We start from the raw sequence: 16853 nt of genomic DNA, 5'->3' as shown, positions 1-16853 counted from the left end.
GCCTTCTCCATCCCCGTTTGTCATGAGTTCGCTCGCTTGCCCAGCACGGGCCGGGGCCTGCTGTCGTCGGCAGTGAGCTGGGCGGCGATGTCCCCGATCGAGTGCGCTTCGAAGATCGCCCGAAGTTTCAGTTCACAGCCGAGGACCGTGCGCACCCGGCCGATGACGACCATGGCGAGCAGCGAATCTCCGCCGAGGTCGAAGAAGTTGTCGTCAAGGCCCGCCTGCGGAACGCCGATGACCTCGGCGACGATCCGGCACAACTTCTCTTCACGTGAGCCGACGGCCGTCGAGGTGCTCCGGCCTTCGGCCGCGACGGTGCCCGACGACTTGATGCCCAGCAGTGCCTTGCGGTCCGGCCTGCCGCCGGGTGTGAGCGGGAGGCTGTCGAGAACGACCACCCGGTCGGGCAGCATCGCGGAGGGGAGCCGGTCGCACAGGAATTCCCGCACGGCCGCGGGTGACAGCCCGCCCTGGCCGACGTCGCCGCCAGGCGCGATGTACGCCACCAGTTGAGCCATGCGCGTGCCGGAGTCGGTCGCGAGGACAGCGGCGTGGGCGACGGCGGGGTGAGCGAGCAGCGCGGCCTCCACCTCGCCCGGCTCCATGCGCAGACCGCGGACCTTGACCTGGTCGTCGAGGCGGCCCCGGAGTTCCAACTGCCCGTCAGGACGCAACCGCCCCTTGTCACCGGTGCGGTACATGCGCTGTCCAGGGACCTGGCTGAACGGGTCGGCGACGAATCGCTCGCTGGTGCCCGCGGGCTGTCCCGCGTATCCCTGGCCCACCCCGATCCCGCCGATGCAGACCTCGCCGACGAACATGGGGGGCAGCAACTGGAACTGGTCGTCGACGATGTAGATCCGAGACATGCCGGCCGCGCGCCCGGCCACCTGCTGTCGGTGTGCGTGGATCTCCGCCATGGTGGACGCGACCGTGCACTCGGTGAGGCCGTACGTGGTGAACGCGAGCAGCCCGGGCTGCTCGTGCAGACGCTGCCACAGCCGGTCGGAGGCGCTCTCGCCGCCGATCACCACGATCTTCGGCGGATGCGGCAGCGTCAGGATCCCGTCGTCGACCAGGACCTCCAGCTGGCTGCTGCTGCAGTCGAGTACGTCGATCGCCGTCTCAGGATTCGATCCACGCGCAAGGAGCCGGGTCGGATCGATTCGCTCTTCGTCATCGATCAGCAGCAGCCGATGCCCGAAGGCGATCATGCCGAGACAGTGGTTGATGAACCCGTCACCGGTCAGGGACGTCAGCGCGCCGACGTTCACCGGACGGCCTTCGGGCAGGCTCGCGTACATCGGCGCCAGTTGGGTGGTGACGAACGCGACCAGGCTCTCCTGATCGACGACCACGCCCTTCGGTCGTCCTGCGGCACCCGAAGTGAAGACCATGTAGGCCGGAGCGGCGGCCGGGCGCCGGGCGAAGCCACTGCCCGCTGCAGCCGCATCCCCTGCCGCGTCCGCCAGGAGTACGGCCGGCGAAACGGTCTCCACCTCGGCGAAGACCTCGTCCGCGATGACCAGGCCGATGCCCGCCTCCTCGAGGAGCAGGCGGCGGCGGGCTTCGGGGTGTCGCGGGTCCAGCAGCACAAAGGCACCACCCGCGCGCCAGGTGGCGAGCATCGCGACGATCAGGTCGCTCCGCCTGGCCAGGCAGATTCCCACCATGGTGCCGGTCCGCACGCCGCGGGCCTGCAGCCCCGCGGCCATGGTCCCGGCCCGGCCGGCCAGTTCGGCGAAGGTGAGCCGCTCCCCGGGCGCGACGACTGCCTCCCTTTCGGGTGCGGTCGCGCAGGTCCGTTCAAAGAGGTCCCACGCCGATGTGCCTGCCACGGCGATACGGCTGTCCTGTGCTGCGCCACCCGCGCCGAGCATCAGCGTTTGGGCCCGTGCGTCTTGGTCGAGCACCGGAATGTTCCCGAGCGGGACATCGGAGGCCCGGCTCAGTGAGTGCAGCAGGTTTCCGTAGGCCTCGGCGAACTGCTGCATGGCCGCCTCGGAAAACCGCCTGCGGTCGTATTCGACGGTGACGGTGACGTCGCCGGCCAGCCGTTGCACGTCCAGGGAAAGGTCGAACTGGAGCCCCGACACTTCCGTGGGGTCCGGCATGGGCGTCACCTGGAGACCGTCAAGTGCCCATACGTCGCTCGGGTCGACCGTGCCGTAGCTCATGGCGGCCTGAAACAGGGGGTTGCGGTCGGCTTCCCGCTGCGGGGCAAGTGCCGCAACCACGGCCTCGAACGGCACGTCTTGGTAGTCGAGTGCGTCCTGAACCGTTTCGCTCGCCATGCCGAGGAACTGATCGAAGGTCGATGTCGGCAGCACCTGGCAGCGCAGCGCCACCGTATTGGAGAAGAATCCGATCGTCTCGAAAAGGCCCGAGTGCGGCCGGTTGACCACCTGCGTGCCGACCGTGATGTCGCTCGCTCCCGACCAACGCTGCAGCAGAACGAAGTACACCGCGAGCATGCCCGTGAACAGAGTGACCGAGCGATCCCTGCAGAAGGCTTCGAACTCCGCCACCGCGTTCTGCGGGAGAGCGACGGGCAGCCGGGAACCGACGATCCCGTCCGGACACTCCGAGCCGTCCTCGGGCAACCGCGTCAGCTCAGCACCCGACAGCCGGCTCCGCCAATAGTCCAGACCTTCACTGTCCACCTCCGCCTTGTTCCCTGCGGGAAAAAAATCGGCGTACTGCGCAGCCTGTGTATCGAAAGCAGGCGCTTTCGGGTCGGCATAGGCGAGGCGAAGCTCCCCGGCGAATATCTGCGCTGAAATATCGTCGGTGATGAGGTGATGAAACACGAAGATCAGCAGGTGCAGCGTGGGCGATATCCGTATCACACTCGCCCGCCAAAGCGGCCCCGCTGAAATGTCGAAGGGGATATCGAGCAGCCTTCTGGCCTCGGCATCCGCCCACACACGGCGCGCCTCCGGCGAATCCCCCTCGGCCTCGACGACGTCGATCAGGGGCTGTGCAGCATCCTCATCCTCGCCCTTCACCACCTGGAGAACATCGCCGTCACTCTCCAGAAATGCACTGCGCAAGGCGTCGTGCCTGCCGCGCAGCACCTTGAGCGCGTGCTCGAGTCTCTCCATTGAAAGATCACCGTCGACGACGAGGACGGCGCCCCAGACATCAGCCGCATTATCCGGCCGCATGGTCGACGCGAAGTACATCCTCCGCTGCGCGGATGTAACGGGAACGACCCGAGAACCATCCGCGTGACGCATTCCGGGCACGAAAGCCCTCCCCAACCGATCGGCCATTCCAACGAAAACAAACCCTTTTCCGGGGTCGCCACCAGTTTTAGCAGGGGCCGTTCGCATCGCAGACCGGAGTCGCCGGTTGTCTCGCCGGCGAGACAAGTCCGAACCGCGCTATCGCGTCGATCGACCGGGAACACGCATGCTGGGAGATGTGCACGCTGCACAAAGGCAAGCCCACGACCTTACGGGGACTATCCGCAACAGATCGGACATAGATGGGCAAAGCCAATAGCGAAATGTTTTGATTAGCAAAAGGCCCAACAAAGGCTGCCCCGCAGCCCGTCACCCACGCTTACGATCACGGCAGACCACACGCATAGCACAAAAGCACATACGGGGGACCCATGCGTACTAGCTCCGTCGAGACGCGACCAAATGGGACACTGACACGTAACATGGCAGCGGCGAGCGCTGCCGGGAAACCGCTGAACATTGGTGTTCAGTTCCACAAGTCCGGCTTGTTGTTCACTTCCAAGCAGAGCCTCAATGCGTGGGAACAAGTCGGCACCAAGCTCTTTTCCTTCGCCGACTCATCCACCTGGTGGATAGCCGACTGGCTCGTCTACGGTGAATCCCAGTTTCATGACCGTTACTACGAAGCCATTAAGCAGACGTCGCTCAGCTATCAGACCCTTCGTAACTACACCTGGGTCGCACGCAACTTCCCGATGCCCCGCAGGCGCCACAATCTGAGCTTCAGCCATCACCTTGAAGTGGTATCGCTCGACCAGCCGGAGCAGGACTACTGGCTGCGGAAAGCGGAGGAGCTGGGCTGGAGCAGGAACAAGCTGCGCGGAGAGGTCCGCAGCAGCCTGCGCACGCGGCAAGGTGAGGCGGCTTTGGCCGAGACCGAAAGGCGCGCCGAGGTGAGCAGTACCGGATCCCCCGCAGCCGATCCCGGCTCGGCGCCGAACCCCGCGGACGCCGACCCGTCCCCCGAAGCGCACCTGCTCCTCGAACTCCCGGCCGAGGTCCTGGCAACGATCCAGACAGCCGCCGAGAAGCAGGGCGCGCCGGTAGAGACCTGGGCGGCAGAAATACTCCGCCGCGCCGCCGCCGGCTCCTGACGACACCCACCGCGCGCCGAAAGCCCGGCGCGCGGTGACCGGGCCCGCCCCTGGAGGCCGAACGACAAAACCCCAGGTTGGAATGGATCCGACCTGGGGTTTGAGCAGAGCCGCCTTCGGGATTCGAACCCGAGACCTACGCATTACGAGTGCGTTGCTCTGGCCATCTGAGCTAAGGCGGCGCGCTGTCCGCACTATGGTGCGATCAGCAACGTCGGTAAGTCTACACAGTTTCCGGGGGTGCTCCGTACCGGCCCCGGAGGGGTGGATCCGGGGCCGGTACGGGGCGCTATGAGCAGCGCTTCCGGTCCGTCGGCGGGGTCCCTCGCAAGAGGTACGCGTTGATCGTGCGGTCGATGCAGTCGCTGCCCCGGCCGTACGCGGTGTGGCCGTCGCCCTCGTAGGTCAGGAGGCGGGCCGAGGAGAGCTGGGCGGCCAGGGCGCGGGCCCAGCGGTACGGGGTCGCCGGGTCGCGGGTGGTGCCGACCACGACGATCGGGGCCGCGCCCTTCGCCTCGATGCGGTGCGGCGCACCCGTGGCGGCCACCGGCCAGTACGCGCAGTTCAGGGAGGCCCAGGCGAGGCCCTCGCCGAAGACGGGGGACGCCTTGTCGAAGGCCGGCAGGGCGTCCCGTACCTGCTCGGGGGTGTCGAAGGCGGCGGGGAGGTCCAGGCAGTTCACGGCGGCGTTGGCGAACATCAGGTTCGCGTAACGCCCTTCCGCGTCCCGCTCGTAGTAACTGTCGGCGAGGATCAGCAGACCGGCGCCGTCGTTGTCCTTCATCGCCGAGGTCAGCGCCTCGCGCAGCTGCGCCCAGGCCGCCTCGTCGTACATCGCCGCGATCACGCCGATGGTCGCGAGGGACTCACCCAGCTTGCGGCCGTCCGGATCGCCGGTCGGGATCGGGCGGGCGTCGAGCTTCTCGAAGAACGCGCTGAGGTTCTTCCCCACCTCGTCAGCCTTCGCGCCCAGCGGGCAGTCCGGCTGCTGGACGCAGTCCCTGGCGAATGCCCGGAACGCCGTCTCGAAGCCCGCCGTCTGATCGAGGGTCATCCGGCGAGCGGGCAGTGAGGGGTCCATCGCGCCGTCCAGGACCAGCCGGCCGACGCGCTTGGGGAAGAGCCCTGCGTACGTCGCCCCGAGGAAGGTGCCGTACGACGCCCCCACGTAGTTCAGCCGCTCGTCCCCCAGCACCGCGCGCAGGAGGTCCATGTCCCGGGCCGCCTCGACGGTGGACACATGGCGCAGCAGCTCCGGCGAATGCGCCCCGCAGCCCTCCGCGAACTTCTTGTACGCGTCGACCAGCGCGGTCTGCTCGGTCCCGTCGTCGGGCGTGAGGTCGGTCTGGGTGTACGTGTCCATGTCCGGCCCGTCGAGGCATTCGACGGGTTCGCTGCGGGCGACTCCGCGCGGGTCGACGGCCACCATGTCGTAGCGGGCGCGGACCTCGGCCGGGTAGCCGATCCCGGCGTACGCCTCGAGGTAGCCGACCGCCGAACCCCCCGGCCCACCCGGGTTGACCAGCAGCGATCCGATCCGCTTGCCCGGTCCCGTGGCCTTCTTGCGGGCGACGGCCAGCCGGACGTCGTCGCCCTCCTGCGGCTTCGCGTAGTCGAGCGGCGCCTTCAGCGTCGCGCACTGGAAGCCGGGGACCCCGCAGCTGCGCCACTGCAACTTCTGGCCGTAGTACGGCGCGAGCGCGTCCGGTGTCGCCTGCGGCAACGCGGCCAGCGAGGCCGCGGCCGCCGGGCTCGCGGAACTCGTCGACCCGCCCGTCGAACACGCGGAGACCACCAGCGCGGCGACGGCGAGGAGAACTCCCGCCGCGCGGGCTCCGTGGGGGTGGGGACGGGCGTGCCGGTGGGACCGGCTACTGGGCGTGGGGGCCGGGTGGGGGCGCCTGAGGTGCATCAACCGAGCGTAACTCTGCGCAGCCACTCGAATGCCCTCCGTGCAGGTGACGGCTCGTACGGATTACATGGTCAACCTTTCGTTGATCGTCGGCCGGACGGTGCTGCCAGCCGGCTCTGAGCGCCATCGTCATCGCCTTCCCGCCAGCAGCGCGGCGAGCCGCTCAGCCCGCTCTCAACGCCATCGTCATCGCCTCCACCGCCAGCAGCGGAGCGACATTGCGGTCGAGCGCATCCCGGCAGGCGGCAATGGCCTCGATGCGGCGCAGGGTGGACTCCGGGGAGCCGCCCCGGGCCAGCCGGTCCAGGGTGTCCCCGGCGTCGGCGTTGGCGATGGCCACGCGGGAGCCGAGCTGGAGGGCGAGGACATCGCGGTAGAACGCGGTGAGGTCGGTCAGGGCGAGATCGAGGCTGTCGCGCTGCGTACGGGTGCGGCGGCGCTTCTGCTTGTCCTCCAGGTCCTTCATCACACCCGCCGTGCCGCGCGGGAGCCGACCGCCCTGGACCGCACCGAGGGCCGCCTTCAGCTCCTCGGTCTCCTTGCCGTCCATCTCCTCGGCGAGCTGCTTGGCGTCCTCGGCCGCCGCGTCGACGAGTTCCTGCGCGGCCTTGAGGCAGCCTCCGATGTCCTCGACCCGCAGCGGCAGCTTGAGGACGGCGGCCCGGCGCTCGCGGGCGGCCGGATCCGTGGCCAGCCTGCGCGCCCGGTCCACGTGACCCTGCGTGGCGCGGGCCGCCGCGGCGGCGACAGCGGGCTCGATGCCTTCCCGCCGTACGAGCATGTCGGCGACGGCGTCGACCGAGGGCGTGCGCAGGTTCAGGTGGCGGCAGCGGGAGCGGATCGTGGGCAGGACGTCCTCGATGGAGGGGGCGCACAGCAGCCAGACCGTGCGGGGCGCCGGCTCCTCCACCGCCTTCAGGACGGCGTTGGCCGACTTCTCGTTCAGCCGCTCGGCGTCCTCGACGAGGATGACCTGCCAGCGGCCGTTGGCCGGTGAGGTGAACGACTTGCGGACGGTGTCCCGCATGTCGTCGACGAGGATCTGAGCGCCGACGGCGACGACGGTGCTGACGTCGGCGTGGGTGCCGACCAGCGCCGTATGACAGCCGTCGCAGAAGCCGCAGCCGGGGGCTCCGCCGAGGGCGCGGTCGGGGCTGACGCACTGGAGCGCGGCGGCGAAGGCGCGGGCCGTCTGGGTCCGGCCGGCGCCCGGGGGTCCCGTGAAGAGCCAGGCGTGCGTCATCTTCGACGCCTCGGGGGGCGGGGTGCCGGTAGCGGCCGCGGTGACCAGGGCGTCGGCATCCCGGGCAGCGGCGGTGAGCTGCTCGCTCACCTTCTCCTGCCCGACCAGGTCATCCCACACGGTCATGCCGCACACCGCCTTTCCGTCCACATGTCGCGGTACGGCATCCATTGTGGGGGGCGCCACTGACAACGCGGTCCGGCCGCCGCAGCAACGCCGACTCCGACCGACGGCTCAGCGCCGCCCCCGCCCCCGCTCATCGCCGTACTCGTCGTCCCGCGGCCCCAGCAGCTCGTCCGCCAGCGACGGCAGATCGTCCAGCGGCGTCTCCTCGGCCCAGTCCGACCGCGGCCGCCTGCGCCGGCGCGTCTCCGCCTCGCCGCCCTGCCGATCCCGCGAGGGACCGCCCTGCGGGTCGACCTGCGGCAGCTCCCGCGTACGGTCCTCCGCCTCGTCGCCGCGCGCCTCGTCCCGGAAGAACCCCGGCGGAACACGATCCGCGGGATCGCCACCCTGTACGGGAGGCAGCACCGCGGTCTCGTCCCCGGCCCCCGGGTCCACCTGCGGCAGCACCGTCGTCTCGTCCGAGGCCCCGGACGGCGTCACCGGAGGCAGCACCGCCGTCTCATCCGCAGCCCCTACGGGAGGCAGTACGGCCGTCTCGTCCGAAGCCCCCGAAGGCTCCCCCGGCTGCGGCAGCTCCGCCGTCACCTCGGAGTCCGAAGTCGGCCGACCCGCGCGCGGCAGCACCGCCGTCTCGTCCACCGGACCGCCCGAGGCATTCGTCGGAGTCACCACCGGCGTCGGCACAGTGGCCGCGTCCTGGGTGGCCGCAGGTGCCGCCGGAGCCGCCGGCTTCGGGCCCGCCTCCGCCGCCGCGGCTGCCTGCTCGGCCAGTCGCCGTGCCTCTTCGGCCCGCAGCAGCGCCTCTTCCGCCTTGCGCTGCTTCTCCAGGCGCCGCTCCTCGGCCTCGGCGCGCAGCCGGGCCTCTTCCTCGGCCTGCTTGCGGCGCCGCTCCTCCTCCGCCCTGCGCCGGGCCTCTTCCTCCGCGCGGGCCTTCTCCTCGGCGAGCAGCCGCTGCCGCTCCTCCTCGGCACGGCGAGCCGCTTCCTCGGCGCGCAGCCGGGCCTCCTCCGCCTGCCGTTCGGCCTCGCGGCGCTGCGCCTCCTCCAGCTCGCGGCGCTTGCGCTCCTCCTCCTCGGCGCGCAGCCGGGCGAGCTGCTCCTGGCGCTCGCGCTCCAGCCGCTCCTCCTCGGCCTTGCGGGCGGCCTCTTCCTCGGCCTTCCGGCGGGCCTCCTCCTCGGCCTTGCGCCGCGCCTCCTCCTGGGCCTCGATCTCGGCCTCGGACAGCGGCAGCGTCTGGTCGAGCCGGTGCCGGATGACGGTCGTGACGGCCTCGGGCTCCTGGCCCGCGTCCACGACGAGGTAGCGCCCGGGGTCGGCGGCGGCCAGCGTGAGGAAACCGGACCGCACGCGTGCGTGGAACTCGGCGGGCTCCGACTCCAGCCGGTCCGGCGCCTCGGTGAACCGCTCGCGCGCGGTCTCCGGGTCGACGTCCAGCAGCACGGTCAGATGCGGCACCAGGCCGTTGGTGGCCCAGCGGTTGATCCGGGCGATCTCGGTGGGCGAGAGGTCCCGGCCCGCCCCCTGGTACGCCACGGACGAGTCGATGTACCGGTCGGAGATGACCACGGCGCCCCGCTCCAGCGCGGGCCGGACCACCGTGTCGACGTGCTCCGCGCGGTCCGCGGCGTACAGCAGCGCCTCCGCGCGGTGCGAGAGCCCGGCGCTGGAGACGTCCAGCAGGATCGACCGCAGCCGCTTGCCCACCGGCGTGGCCCCCGGCTCGCGCGTGACGACGACCTCGTGGCCCTTGGCCCTGATCCACTCGGCGAGCGCCTCGGCCTGGGTGGACTTTCCGGCGCCGTCGCCGCCCTCCAGGGCGATGAAGAAGCCGGACGCGGTGGGCGCCTGCTCGGGGTCGTCGCCGCCGAGCAGCGCGTCGCGCAGATCGTGCCGCAGCGGCACCCCGGACCGGTCGTCGACCTTGGCCAGCACCAGCGCGGCCACCGGCAGCAGCAGCGCGCCGACCAGCATCAGCGTGAACGCGGCACCGCCGTGCGCGAACACGAACCGCCCGCTCTCCAGCCGGTGCGGGCCGATCGCCGCGGCCACCAGGGGCGCGACCACCGCACCGAGCGCCACGAACACCCGTACGACCGCGTGCAGATGCTCGGTCGTGCGCGGGCGCCGGAAGTCCTCGGTCTCCTGGTCGAGCAGCGTGTGACCGGTATTGGCGGCCACGCCCGCGGCGACCCCAGCGAGGGCGACGACCAACAGGACGGTGGTGACGTCCGGGACGAGCCCGGCGACCAGCAGCGCGACCCCGGTGAGCGCGATGGCCAGCGCCAGCAGACGGCGCCGCGACAGCGACACCAGCACCTTGGGCGCCGTACGGATGCCGACGACGACTCCGCCGGTCAGCGCGAGCACCAGCAAGCCGTACAGCGCCGGGCCGCCGCCCAGGTCCTTGGCGTGCAGCACCGACACGGCGACGGCGGCCGACACCGCGCCCGCGACGGCCGCGCAGGCCGGCACCAGCAGCGGGATCGCGCCGGTACGGCCCTTGTCGACGCCGGTGCCCGTCTTGGGCCGGCGCAGTCCCTCCAGCGGGGAACGCGCGCGTGGGGTGCGCGTGTCGGGCAGTTCCAGGAAGGTCACCACGGACAGGGACGCGGCGAACAGGCCGGCCGCGACATACGACGGCAGCGCCGCCTGGTGCTCGCCGAACCAGTCGATTCCGGTGCCCAGCAGGTTGTTGAACAGGGCCGCGGTGACGAGCGCGGCGGCCGCGAGCGGCACCGCCAGGAAGCCGGTACGCAGCGACAGGCGGCGCAGCGCGTCCATGTGGTCCGGCAGCGGGCGTACCGTCGCGCCCTCCAGGGGCGGGGCGGGCAGCAGGGCGGGCGCCGCGCTCTCCCGGCACACGGCCCAGAAGCGCTCGGCGACTCCGGTCACGAAGACGGTCACCAGCAGGACGGCCAGGGCGTTGTCCGGCGTCCAGTCGATCCACAGCGGCGCGACGATGAGCAGGGCGGCCCGCACGCCGTCCGCGCCGACCATCGTCCAGCGGCGGTCGAGCGGGCCGTCCTGGGAGGTCAGCGAGGTGAGCGGGCCGAGCAGGACGGCGCCGAAGAGGAGGGTCGCGAGGATCCGCGCCCCGAAGACGGTCGCCACTGCGAACGCCACACCCCGGTACCCACCCCCGAACGAGCCCTCGGCGATGGCCGCCTGGAGCGCGAGGAGGACCAGCACCAAAAGGGCGAGGACATCACCGACGCCGCCCACGAGCTGTGCGCTCCACAGCCGCTTGAGCTGCGGTCGGCGCAGCAGGGCGCGGACGGCGCGTTCGCGGGAGTCCGCCGCCAGGGCGTCGTCGGGGGCCGGATGGTGGGCCGTTGGCTGCTCGGCACGCGTCATGCTTTCAGCCTATCGGCAGCCACCGACAGCCCGCGGCGGCCGTCCGAACGTACGCCCGCCCCGACACCAAAGAGTGATGCCGGGGCGTTCGTTTCGCGAAGCCGAGGGCTCAGTCCTCCGCGGCCGGCTTGGAGGTCGTCGCCTTCTTCGCGGCGGTCTTCTTGGCCGTCGCCGTCGTCTTCTTCGCCGCGGTCTTCTTTGCGGCCGTCGCCTTCTTGGCCGGGGCCTTCTTGGCGGCGGTCTTCTTCGCCGGAGCCTTCTTCGCCGTCTTCTTCGCGGGCGCCTTGGCACGCTTCTCGGCGAGCAGCTCGAAACCGCGCTCCGGGGTGATCTCCTCGACGCTGTCGCCGGAGCGCAGGGTCGCGTTGGTCTCCCCGTCGGTGACGTACGGACCGAAGCGGCCGTCCTTCACCACGACCGGCTTCTCGCTGACCGGGTCGGTGCCCAGCTCCTTCAGCGGCGGCTTGGCGGCGGCCCGGCCACGCTGCTTGGGCTGGGAGTAGATCTCCAGCGCCTCTTCCAGGGTGATCGTGAAGAGCTGGTCCTCGGTCTGGAGCGAACGCGAGTCCGTGCCCTTCTTCAGATACGGCCCGTAGCGGCCGTTCTGCGCGGTGATCTCCTGGCCCTCGGCGTCGGTGCCGACCACGCGCGGGAGCGACATCAGCTTCAGGGCGTCGTCGAGCGTCACCGTGTCCAGCGACATCGACTTGAACAGCGAGGCCGTCCGCGGCTTCACGGCGTTCTTGCCGGTCTTCGGGGTGCCCTCGGGCAGGATCTCGGTGACGTACGGGCCGTAGCGGCCGTCCTTGGCCACGATCTGGTGGCCGGTCGCCGGGTCGGTGCCCAGCTCGAAGTCGCCGCTCGGCTTGGCCAGCAGCTCCTCGGCCAGCTCCACGGAGAGCTCGTCGGGCGCCAGGTCCGTCGGGATGTCCGCGCGCTGGTGGTTCTCGGAGTCCTTCTCGCCGCGCTCGATGTAGGGGCCGTAGCGGCCGACCCGCAGCACGATGTCGTTGCCCACCGGGAACGACGACACCTCGCGCGCGTCGATCGCGCCCAGGTCGGTCACCAGCTCCTTGAGGCCGCCGAGGTGGTCCCCGTCGCCGTTTCCGGCGTCGGCCGCGCCGCCGTGGCCCGTGCCCTCGCCGAAGTAGAACCGCTTGAGCCACGGCACGGACTGGGCCTCACCGCGCGCGATGCGGTCGAGGTCGTCCTCCATCTTGGCGGTGAAGTCGTAGTCGACGAGTCGCCCGAAGTGCTTCTCCAGGAGGTTGACCACGGCGAAGGACAGGAAGGACGGCACGAGGGCCGTGCCCTTCTTGAAGACATAGCCGCGGTCGAGGATCGTGCCGATGATCGAGGCGTACGTCGACGGGCGGCCGATCTCGCGCTCTTCGAGCTCCTTGACCAGGCTGGCCTCGGTGTAGCGGGCCGGGGGCTTGGTGGCGTGCCCGTCGACCGTGATCTCCTCGGCGCTGAGCGCGTCGCCCTCGCTGACCTGGGGCAGCCGGCGCTCGCGGTCGTCCAGCTCCGCGTTCGGGTCGTCGGCGCCCTCGACGTAGGCCTTGAGGAAGCCGTGGAAGGTGATCGTCTTGCCGGAGGCGCTGAACTCGACGTCCCGGCCGTCGGCGGCGGTGCCGCCGATCTTCACGGTCACGCTGTTCCCGGTCGCGTCCTTCATCTGGGAGGCGACGGTCCGCTTCCAGATCAGCTCGTAGAGCCTGAACTGGTCGCCGGTCAGACCGGTCTCGGCGGGCGTGCGGAAACGATCACCCGAGGGACGGATCGCCTCGTGCGCCTCCTGCGCGTTCTTGACCTTCCCGGCGTAGGTGCGCGGGGCGGACGGCAGGTAGTCGGCGCCGTACAGCTGCGTCACCTGGGCGCGGGCCGCGGAGACGGCCGTGTCGCTCAGGGTGGTGGAGTCCGTACGCATATAGGTGATGAAGCCGTTCTCGTACAGCTTCTGGGCGACCTGCATGGTCGCCTTCGCACCGAAGCCGAGCTTGCGCGAGGCTTCCTGCTGCAGCGTCGTCGTACGGAAGGGGGCGTACGGCGAGCGGCGGTACGGCTTGGACTCGACGGACCGGACGGCGAACCGCGTCTCGTCCAGGGCGGCGGCCAGGGCGCGGGCGTTGGCCTCGTCGAGGTGGAGGATGTTCGCGCTCTTGAGTTGTCCCAGGGAGTCGAAGTCGCGGCCCTGCGCGACCCGCCTGCCGTCGACGGTCTGGAGGCGGGCGACCAGCGACGACGGGTCCGACGAGTCCCCCGCGCGGCCGGTCGCGAAGGTGCCCGTCAGGTCCCAGTACTCAGCAGAACGAAACGCGATGCGGTCGCGTTCCCGCTCCACGACAAGTCGGGTGGCGACGGACTGGACACGGCCGGCCGACAGCCGGGGCATGACCTTCTTCCACAGGACCGGCGAGACCTCGTAGCCGTAGAGACGGTCGAGGATGCGGCGGGTCTCCTGGGCGTCGACCAGCTTCTGGTTGAGCTGACGCGGGTTGGCCACGGCGGCCTGGATCGCGGCCTTGGTGATCTCGTGGAAGACCATCCGCTTGACCGGGACCTTGGGCTTGAGCACCTCCTGGAGGTGCCAGGCGATGGCCTCGCCCTCGCGGTCCTCATCGGTGGCGAGGTAGAGCTCGTCCGAATCCTTCAGCAGATCCTTGAGCTTCTTGACCTGGGCCTTCTTATCGGCGTTGACCACATAGATCGGCTCGAAGTCATGTTCTACGTCCACACCGAGGCGGCGGACCTCGCCGGTGTACTTCTCGGGCACCTCCGCGGCGCCGTTGGGGAGGTCGCGGATGTGCCCGACGCTCGCCTCGACAACGTATCCGGGGCCGAGATAGCCCTTGATCGTCTTCGCCTTGGCAGGCGACTCGACGATGACGAGTCGGCGGCCGCCCTTCGCGGTCTCGCTGGTCGGGGACAACTTCGCTCTTCTCTCCGGTCGACGCTGGGTGGCCTCCCCAGGCCTTGCTCCCGGGGTCGGGTACTGGTGACGCTGCGGAGTGTGACGGTACATCCCGCCCCCGTGTCAAACGGGAAAAGCCCACAACGGCCACTCGAACGGTAACCCGACTACCGCCATTCCTGCCGCCCGGAGTGCCCACCGGCCTTTTCGAGCGTTTCCGGAGGAGTGCCTCCCAATTATCGGAGTCCCAGCTTGGGCCAGGTTCCAACAGCGGTTCTCACAGGCGGGTGAAGCACCACGCGGCGAGGGCGAGCGCGATCACTGCGGTGAGGCTCGCGAGGGTCGCCGATGCGACGGGGTTCACACCGTGGGCGACCGGTTCCCGGTGTCGCATCCGGGTCGCCGTCCACACCAGGAGTCCGGCTCCGAACAGGGCGAACACCAGTCCTGCGAAGATCGCCGGTCCGCTCTCCATGGCGCCCCTGCCCCTTTTCTCCACTCCGCGCATGCCCCAGCCCCGCGAGGCTGACACGCGCGGGCGGCGCCCAGGCGAACCCGAGGTGAACGCGCGGCCGACGCGGCTGTGGACTCCCAGGGGCGCCGCCCCCGAGCTCACGCCGGATCCAGGAACCCCTGCTCCACCAGCAGCCGAATCTGCGCGGGCGTCCGGTCGCGCAGCAACACCGGGTCCTCGCCCACCAATTGGGCGATCGCGTCCAGAATGCGGCCGGCGCTGAGCGAACCGTCGCACACGCCCGCGAACCCGGCGCCGACCGTGTCCACCTTGGTGGCCCGGCGCATCCCGCGGTTCTGGCGCAGCACGACATGCTCGGGGTCCTCGGCTCCGGGCAGCCCGACCTGCTCCTGGACGACCTCGGCGGCCAGCCGGAAGTGCCCCTCCAGCAGCGCGGCGTCATCGTGCGCCCGCAGATAGTCGAGGCGGCCGAAATGCGCCCGTACCGTGTCGCCGAGCGGCTGCTCGACGGGGTGCGGCCACTCCTCCACGGTGACGGAGGGCACGGCGGCCCCCGTTCTGCGCAGCGTGATCCAGCCGAAGCCCACGGCCTTCACCTTGCGCGCCTCGAACTCGTCCAGCCAGGCGTCGTACCGCGCCTGGTACTCGGCGGGGTCACCGCGGTGGTCGCCGGCGTCCCGCAGCCACAGCTCGGCGTACTGCGTGACGTCCTGCACCTCGCGCTGGACGATCCACGCGTCACACCCGCGCGGCACCCATGACCTCAGCCTGTCCTGCCAGTCCTCCCCTGCCACGTGCTGCCAGTTGGCGAGGAACTGCGCGAACCCGCCCTCGTTCAGCCGTTCCCCCGCACCCTGAACGAGCGAGCGGCACAGATCGTCCCCGCCCATCCCGCCGTCCCGGTACGTCAGCCGCGCGCCCGGCGAGATCACGAAGGGCGGGTTGGAGACGATCAGGTCGTAGGTCTCCTCGTCCCGGACCGGCTCGAACAGCGAGCCCTCGCGCAGATCCGCGTCCGGCGCGCCGGAGAGGGCGAGCGTCAGCGCGGTGATGTGCAGCGCGCGCGGGTTGAGATCGGTCGCCGTCACGCGCGTGGCGTGCCGGGCGGCGTGCAGGGCCTGGATCCCCGAGCCGGTACCGAGATCGAGGGCGGCCGAGACGGGCGTACGGACGGTGATGCCCGCGAGAGTCGTGGATGCACCGCCGACGCCGAGGACGACCCCCTCGTCCTTGCTGCCGATACCTGAGGCGCCGCCGACCGCGCAGCCCAGGTCCGACACGATGAACCAGTCCTCGCCCGCAGGTCCTCCGTACGGCCGTACATCCACGGTCGCGGCGAGCTCGTCGTCGCCGACCGGCACCAGCCACCCGGTCTCCAGGCACGCGTCGACGGGCAGAACGTCCGCCACGCGTGCGTGCGGCACGGGCTGTTGCAGAAGGAACAGCCGTACGAGTGTCTCCAGCGGCGTGTCCCCGCGGGTCGCCCGCAGCGCGGGCACGGTCTCGCTGCGGGCGAGCGCCGCGTACGCGGGCGCACCGAGCAGTTCGAGCAGCCCGTCAGCGGTGAAAGAGGCCCCCAGCAGGGCCTGGCGCAGCCGGGCGGCGACATCGGAACGTTCGGAAGCGGGCAGAGCGGGCAGCCTGGAGGTACTCACGCCCCCATTGTGACCCGCGCTACCCGCTCACCGCGGCCGCTCAGCGTCAGCTCGCCGCCGCCGAGGCCGCGCCGGAAGCCGACTTGCAGCTGGACTGCTTCGCCATCGCCTGGCCGACCTCGCCCTCCTCCAGCTCCTTGAGGGCGTTGCTGCCGCTGGTGCTCAGCTTGTCGAGTTCGCCGGCGATGTCCTTGAGGCCGTCCGCGAACTTCGCCTGGTCCTTGGTGTCGAGCTTGTCGACCTGCTTCTTCAGGGAGGCGTACGACGCGGAGATGCTGTTGAGCTCCTTGACCGCGTCCTGCTGCTTCTGCTCGCTGTTCTTGGCGTCGCCGGCGTCCGGCGCTCCGGCCTTGTCCACAGCGGCCCCGATCGCCTTGTAGGCGTCGGACATGTCCTGGAAGGCCTTGGCGTCGGTCTTCTGGACGTCCTCCGGCGAGCTGTTGTCCGAGGTCTCCTTCTGGATGGCGATATTGGCGGCCTCGATCTTCTTGGCCTGCGGCTGTACGGCGTCACAGACCTGCTTGGCCCAGGCGTCCAGCTTCTCGCTGCCGTCATCGCTGCTGCTGCACCCCGACAGCGCCATTACCAGTACCGCACCGCCGGACAGCGCGGCCGTGAGCTTCTTGTTCACCGGATTGGTCCCTTCCATGGCTCTCGGCCCCGGAACATACACGGCAGACGGGCGAGATCCCTACGTCGACTGTCCGTTAAGTTCACCATTGAGCTATTTGCACCATGTGAGAGAAGGCTCACGAAGAGGGCGTGAACACACAGAGCGGGCGGGAAGCGCGTCCGTACGCGCCCCTCGCCCGCCCTGATGAGCCGGGTC

General features: G+C 70.4%; 9 protein-coding genes and 1 tRNA gene. 1 reads left to right on the top strand and 9 read right to left on the bottom strand.

Annotated elements, in window-relative coordinates; all coding sequences use genetic code 11:
- Window positions 1-20 precede the first annotated feature (20 nt).
- Window positions 21-3278, bottom strand: a complete 3258-nt coding sequence (locus OHT76_RS23965; RefSeq protein ID WP_443049827.1) for a non-ribosomal peptide synthetase — start codon at window positions 3276-3278, stop codon at window positions 21-23.
- 395 nt (window positions 3279-3673) lie between these two features.
- On the opposite strand from OHT76_RS23965, the gene OHT76_RS23960 reads away from it, so the two are divergent.
- A complete protein-coding gene (locus OHT76_RS23960; protein ID WP_328872914.1) occupies window positions 3674-4345 on the top strand; it encodes an LmbU family transcriptional regulator in 672 nt (223 codons plus the stop codon).
- A gap of 108 nt (window positions 4346-4453) precedes the next feature.
- Here the strand turns inward: OHT76_RS23960 and OHT76_RS23955 are convergent.
- From OHT76_RS23955 to OHT76_RS23920, 8 genes are all read right to left on the bottom strand, one after another.
- Window positions 4454-4527: transfer RNA gene (locus OHT76_RS23955), tRNA-Thr, on the bottom strand.
- Between the two features lie 107 nt (window positions 4528-4634).
- Window positions 4635-6257, bottom strand: a complete 1623-nt coding sequence (locus OHT76_RS23950; protein ID WP_328872913.1) for an alpha/beta hydrolase — start codon at window positions 6255-6257, stop codon at window positions 4635-4637.
- 163 nt (window positions 6258-6420) lie between these two features.
- Complete coding sequence (locus OHT76_RS23945; RefSeq protein ID WP_328872912.1) at window positions 6421-7626, bottom strand: DNA polymerase III subunit delta'; 1206 nt, start codon at window positions 7624-7626, stop codon at window positions 6421-6423.
- Window positions 7627-7734: 108 nt separating this feature from the next.
- Window positions 7735-10980: a dTMP kinase gene (tmk, locus tag OHT76_RS23940; RefSeq protein WP_328872911.1), complete on the bottom strand. Its 3246-nt coding sequence runs from the start codon at window positions 10978-10980 to the stop codon at window positions 7735-7737.
- A 109-nt stretch (window positions 10981-11089) separates the two neighbouring features.
- Window positions 11090-13912 (bottom strand): type I DNA topoisomerase, encoded by a 2823-nt coding sequence (topA, locus tag OHT76_RS23935; protein ID WP_328872910.1) that lies wholly within the window; start codon window positions 13910-13912, stop codon window positions 11090-11092.
- Window positions 13913-14171: 259 nt separating this feature from the next.
- On the bottom strand, window positions 14172-14369 hold the full coding sequence (locus OHT76_RS23930; RefSeq protein ID WP_328872909.1) for a hypothetical protein: 198 nt from the start codon (window positions 14367-14369) through the stop codon (window positions 14172-14174).
- A 137-nt stretch (window positions 14370-14506) separates the two neighbouring features.
- Window positions 14507-16024, bottom strand: coding sequence for a class I SAM-dependent methyltransferase (locus OHT76_RS23925; protein WP_328872908.1), 1518 nt, complete (start codon window positions 16022-16024; stop codon window positions 14507-14509).
- A gap of 46 nt (window positions 16025-16070) precedes the next feature.
- Window positions 16071-16673, bottom strand: coding sequence for a small secreted protein (locus OHT76_RS23920; RefSeq protein ID WP_328872907.1), 603 nt, complete (start codon window positions 16671-16673; stop codon window positions 16071-16073).
- Between the last annotated feature and the right edge of the window lie 180 nt (window positions 16674-16853).

Source organism: Streptomyces sp. NBC_00287, from assembly GCF_036173105.1.
Lineage (GTDB): Bacteria > Actinomycetota > Actinomycetes > Streptomycetales > Streptomycetaceae > Streptomyces.
The sequence above is the reverse complement of the archived record's forward strand: the minus strand, read 5'-3'. Positions and strand labels throughout refer to the sequence as shown.

Coding starts and splice junctions, on each gene's coding strand:
- OHT76_RS23965 (WP_443049827.1), bottom strand. CDS start 3,278: ATGGCCGATCGGTTGGGGAGGGCTTTCGTGCCCGGAATGCGTCACGCG.
- OHT76_RS23960 (WP_328872914.1), top strand. CDS start 3,674: ATGGCAGCGGCGAGCGCTGCCGGGAAACCGCTGAACATTGGTGTTCAG.
- OHT76_RS23950 (WP_328872913.1), bottom strand. CDS start 6,257: ATGCACCTCAGGCGCCCCCACCCGGCCCCCACGCCCAGTAGCCGGTCC.
- OHT76_RS23945 (WP_328872912.1), bottom strand. CDS start 7,626: ATGACCGTGTGGGATGACCTGGTCGGGCAGGAGAAGGTGAGCGAGCAG.
- tmk (WP_328872911.1), bottom strand. CDS start 10,980: ATGACGCGTGCCGAGCAGCCAACGGCCCACCATCCGGCCCCCGACGAC.
- OHT76_RS23930 (WP_328872909.1), bottom strand. CDS start 14,369: ATGGAGAGCGGACCGGCGATCTTCGCAGGACTGGTGTTCGCCCTGTTC.
- OHT76_RS23920 (WP_328872907.1), bottom strand. CDS start 16,673: ATGGAAGGGACCAATCCGGTGAACAAGAAGCTCACGGCCGCGCTGTCC.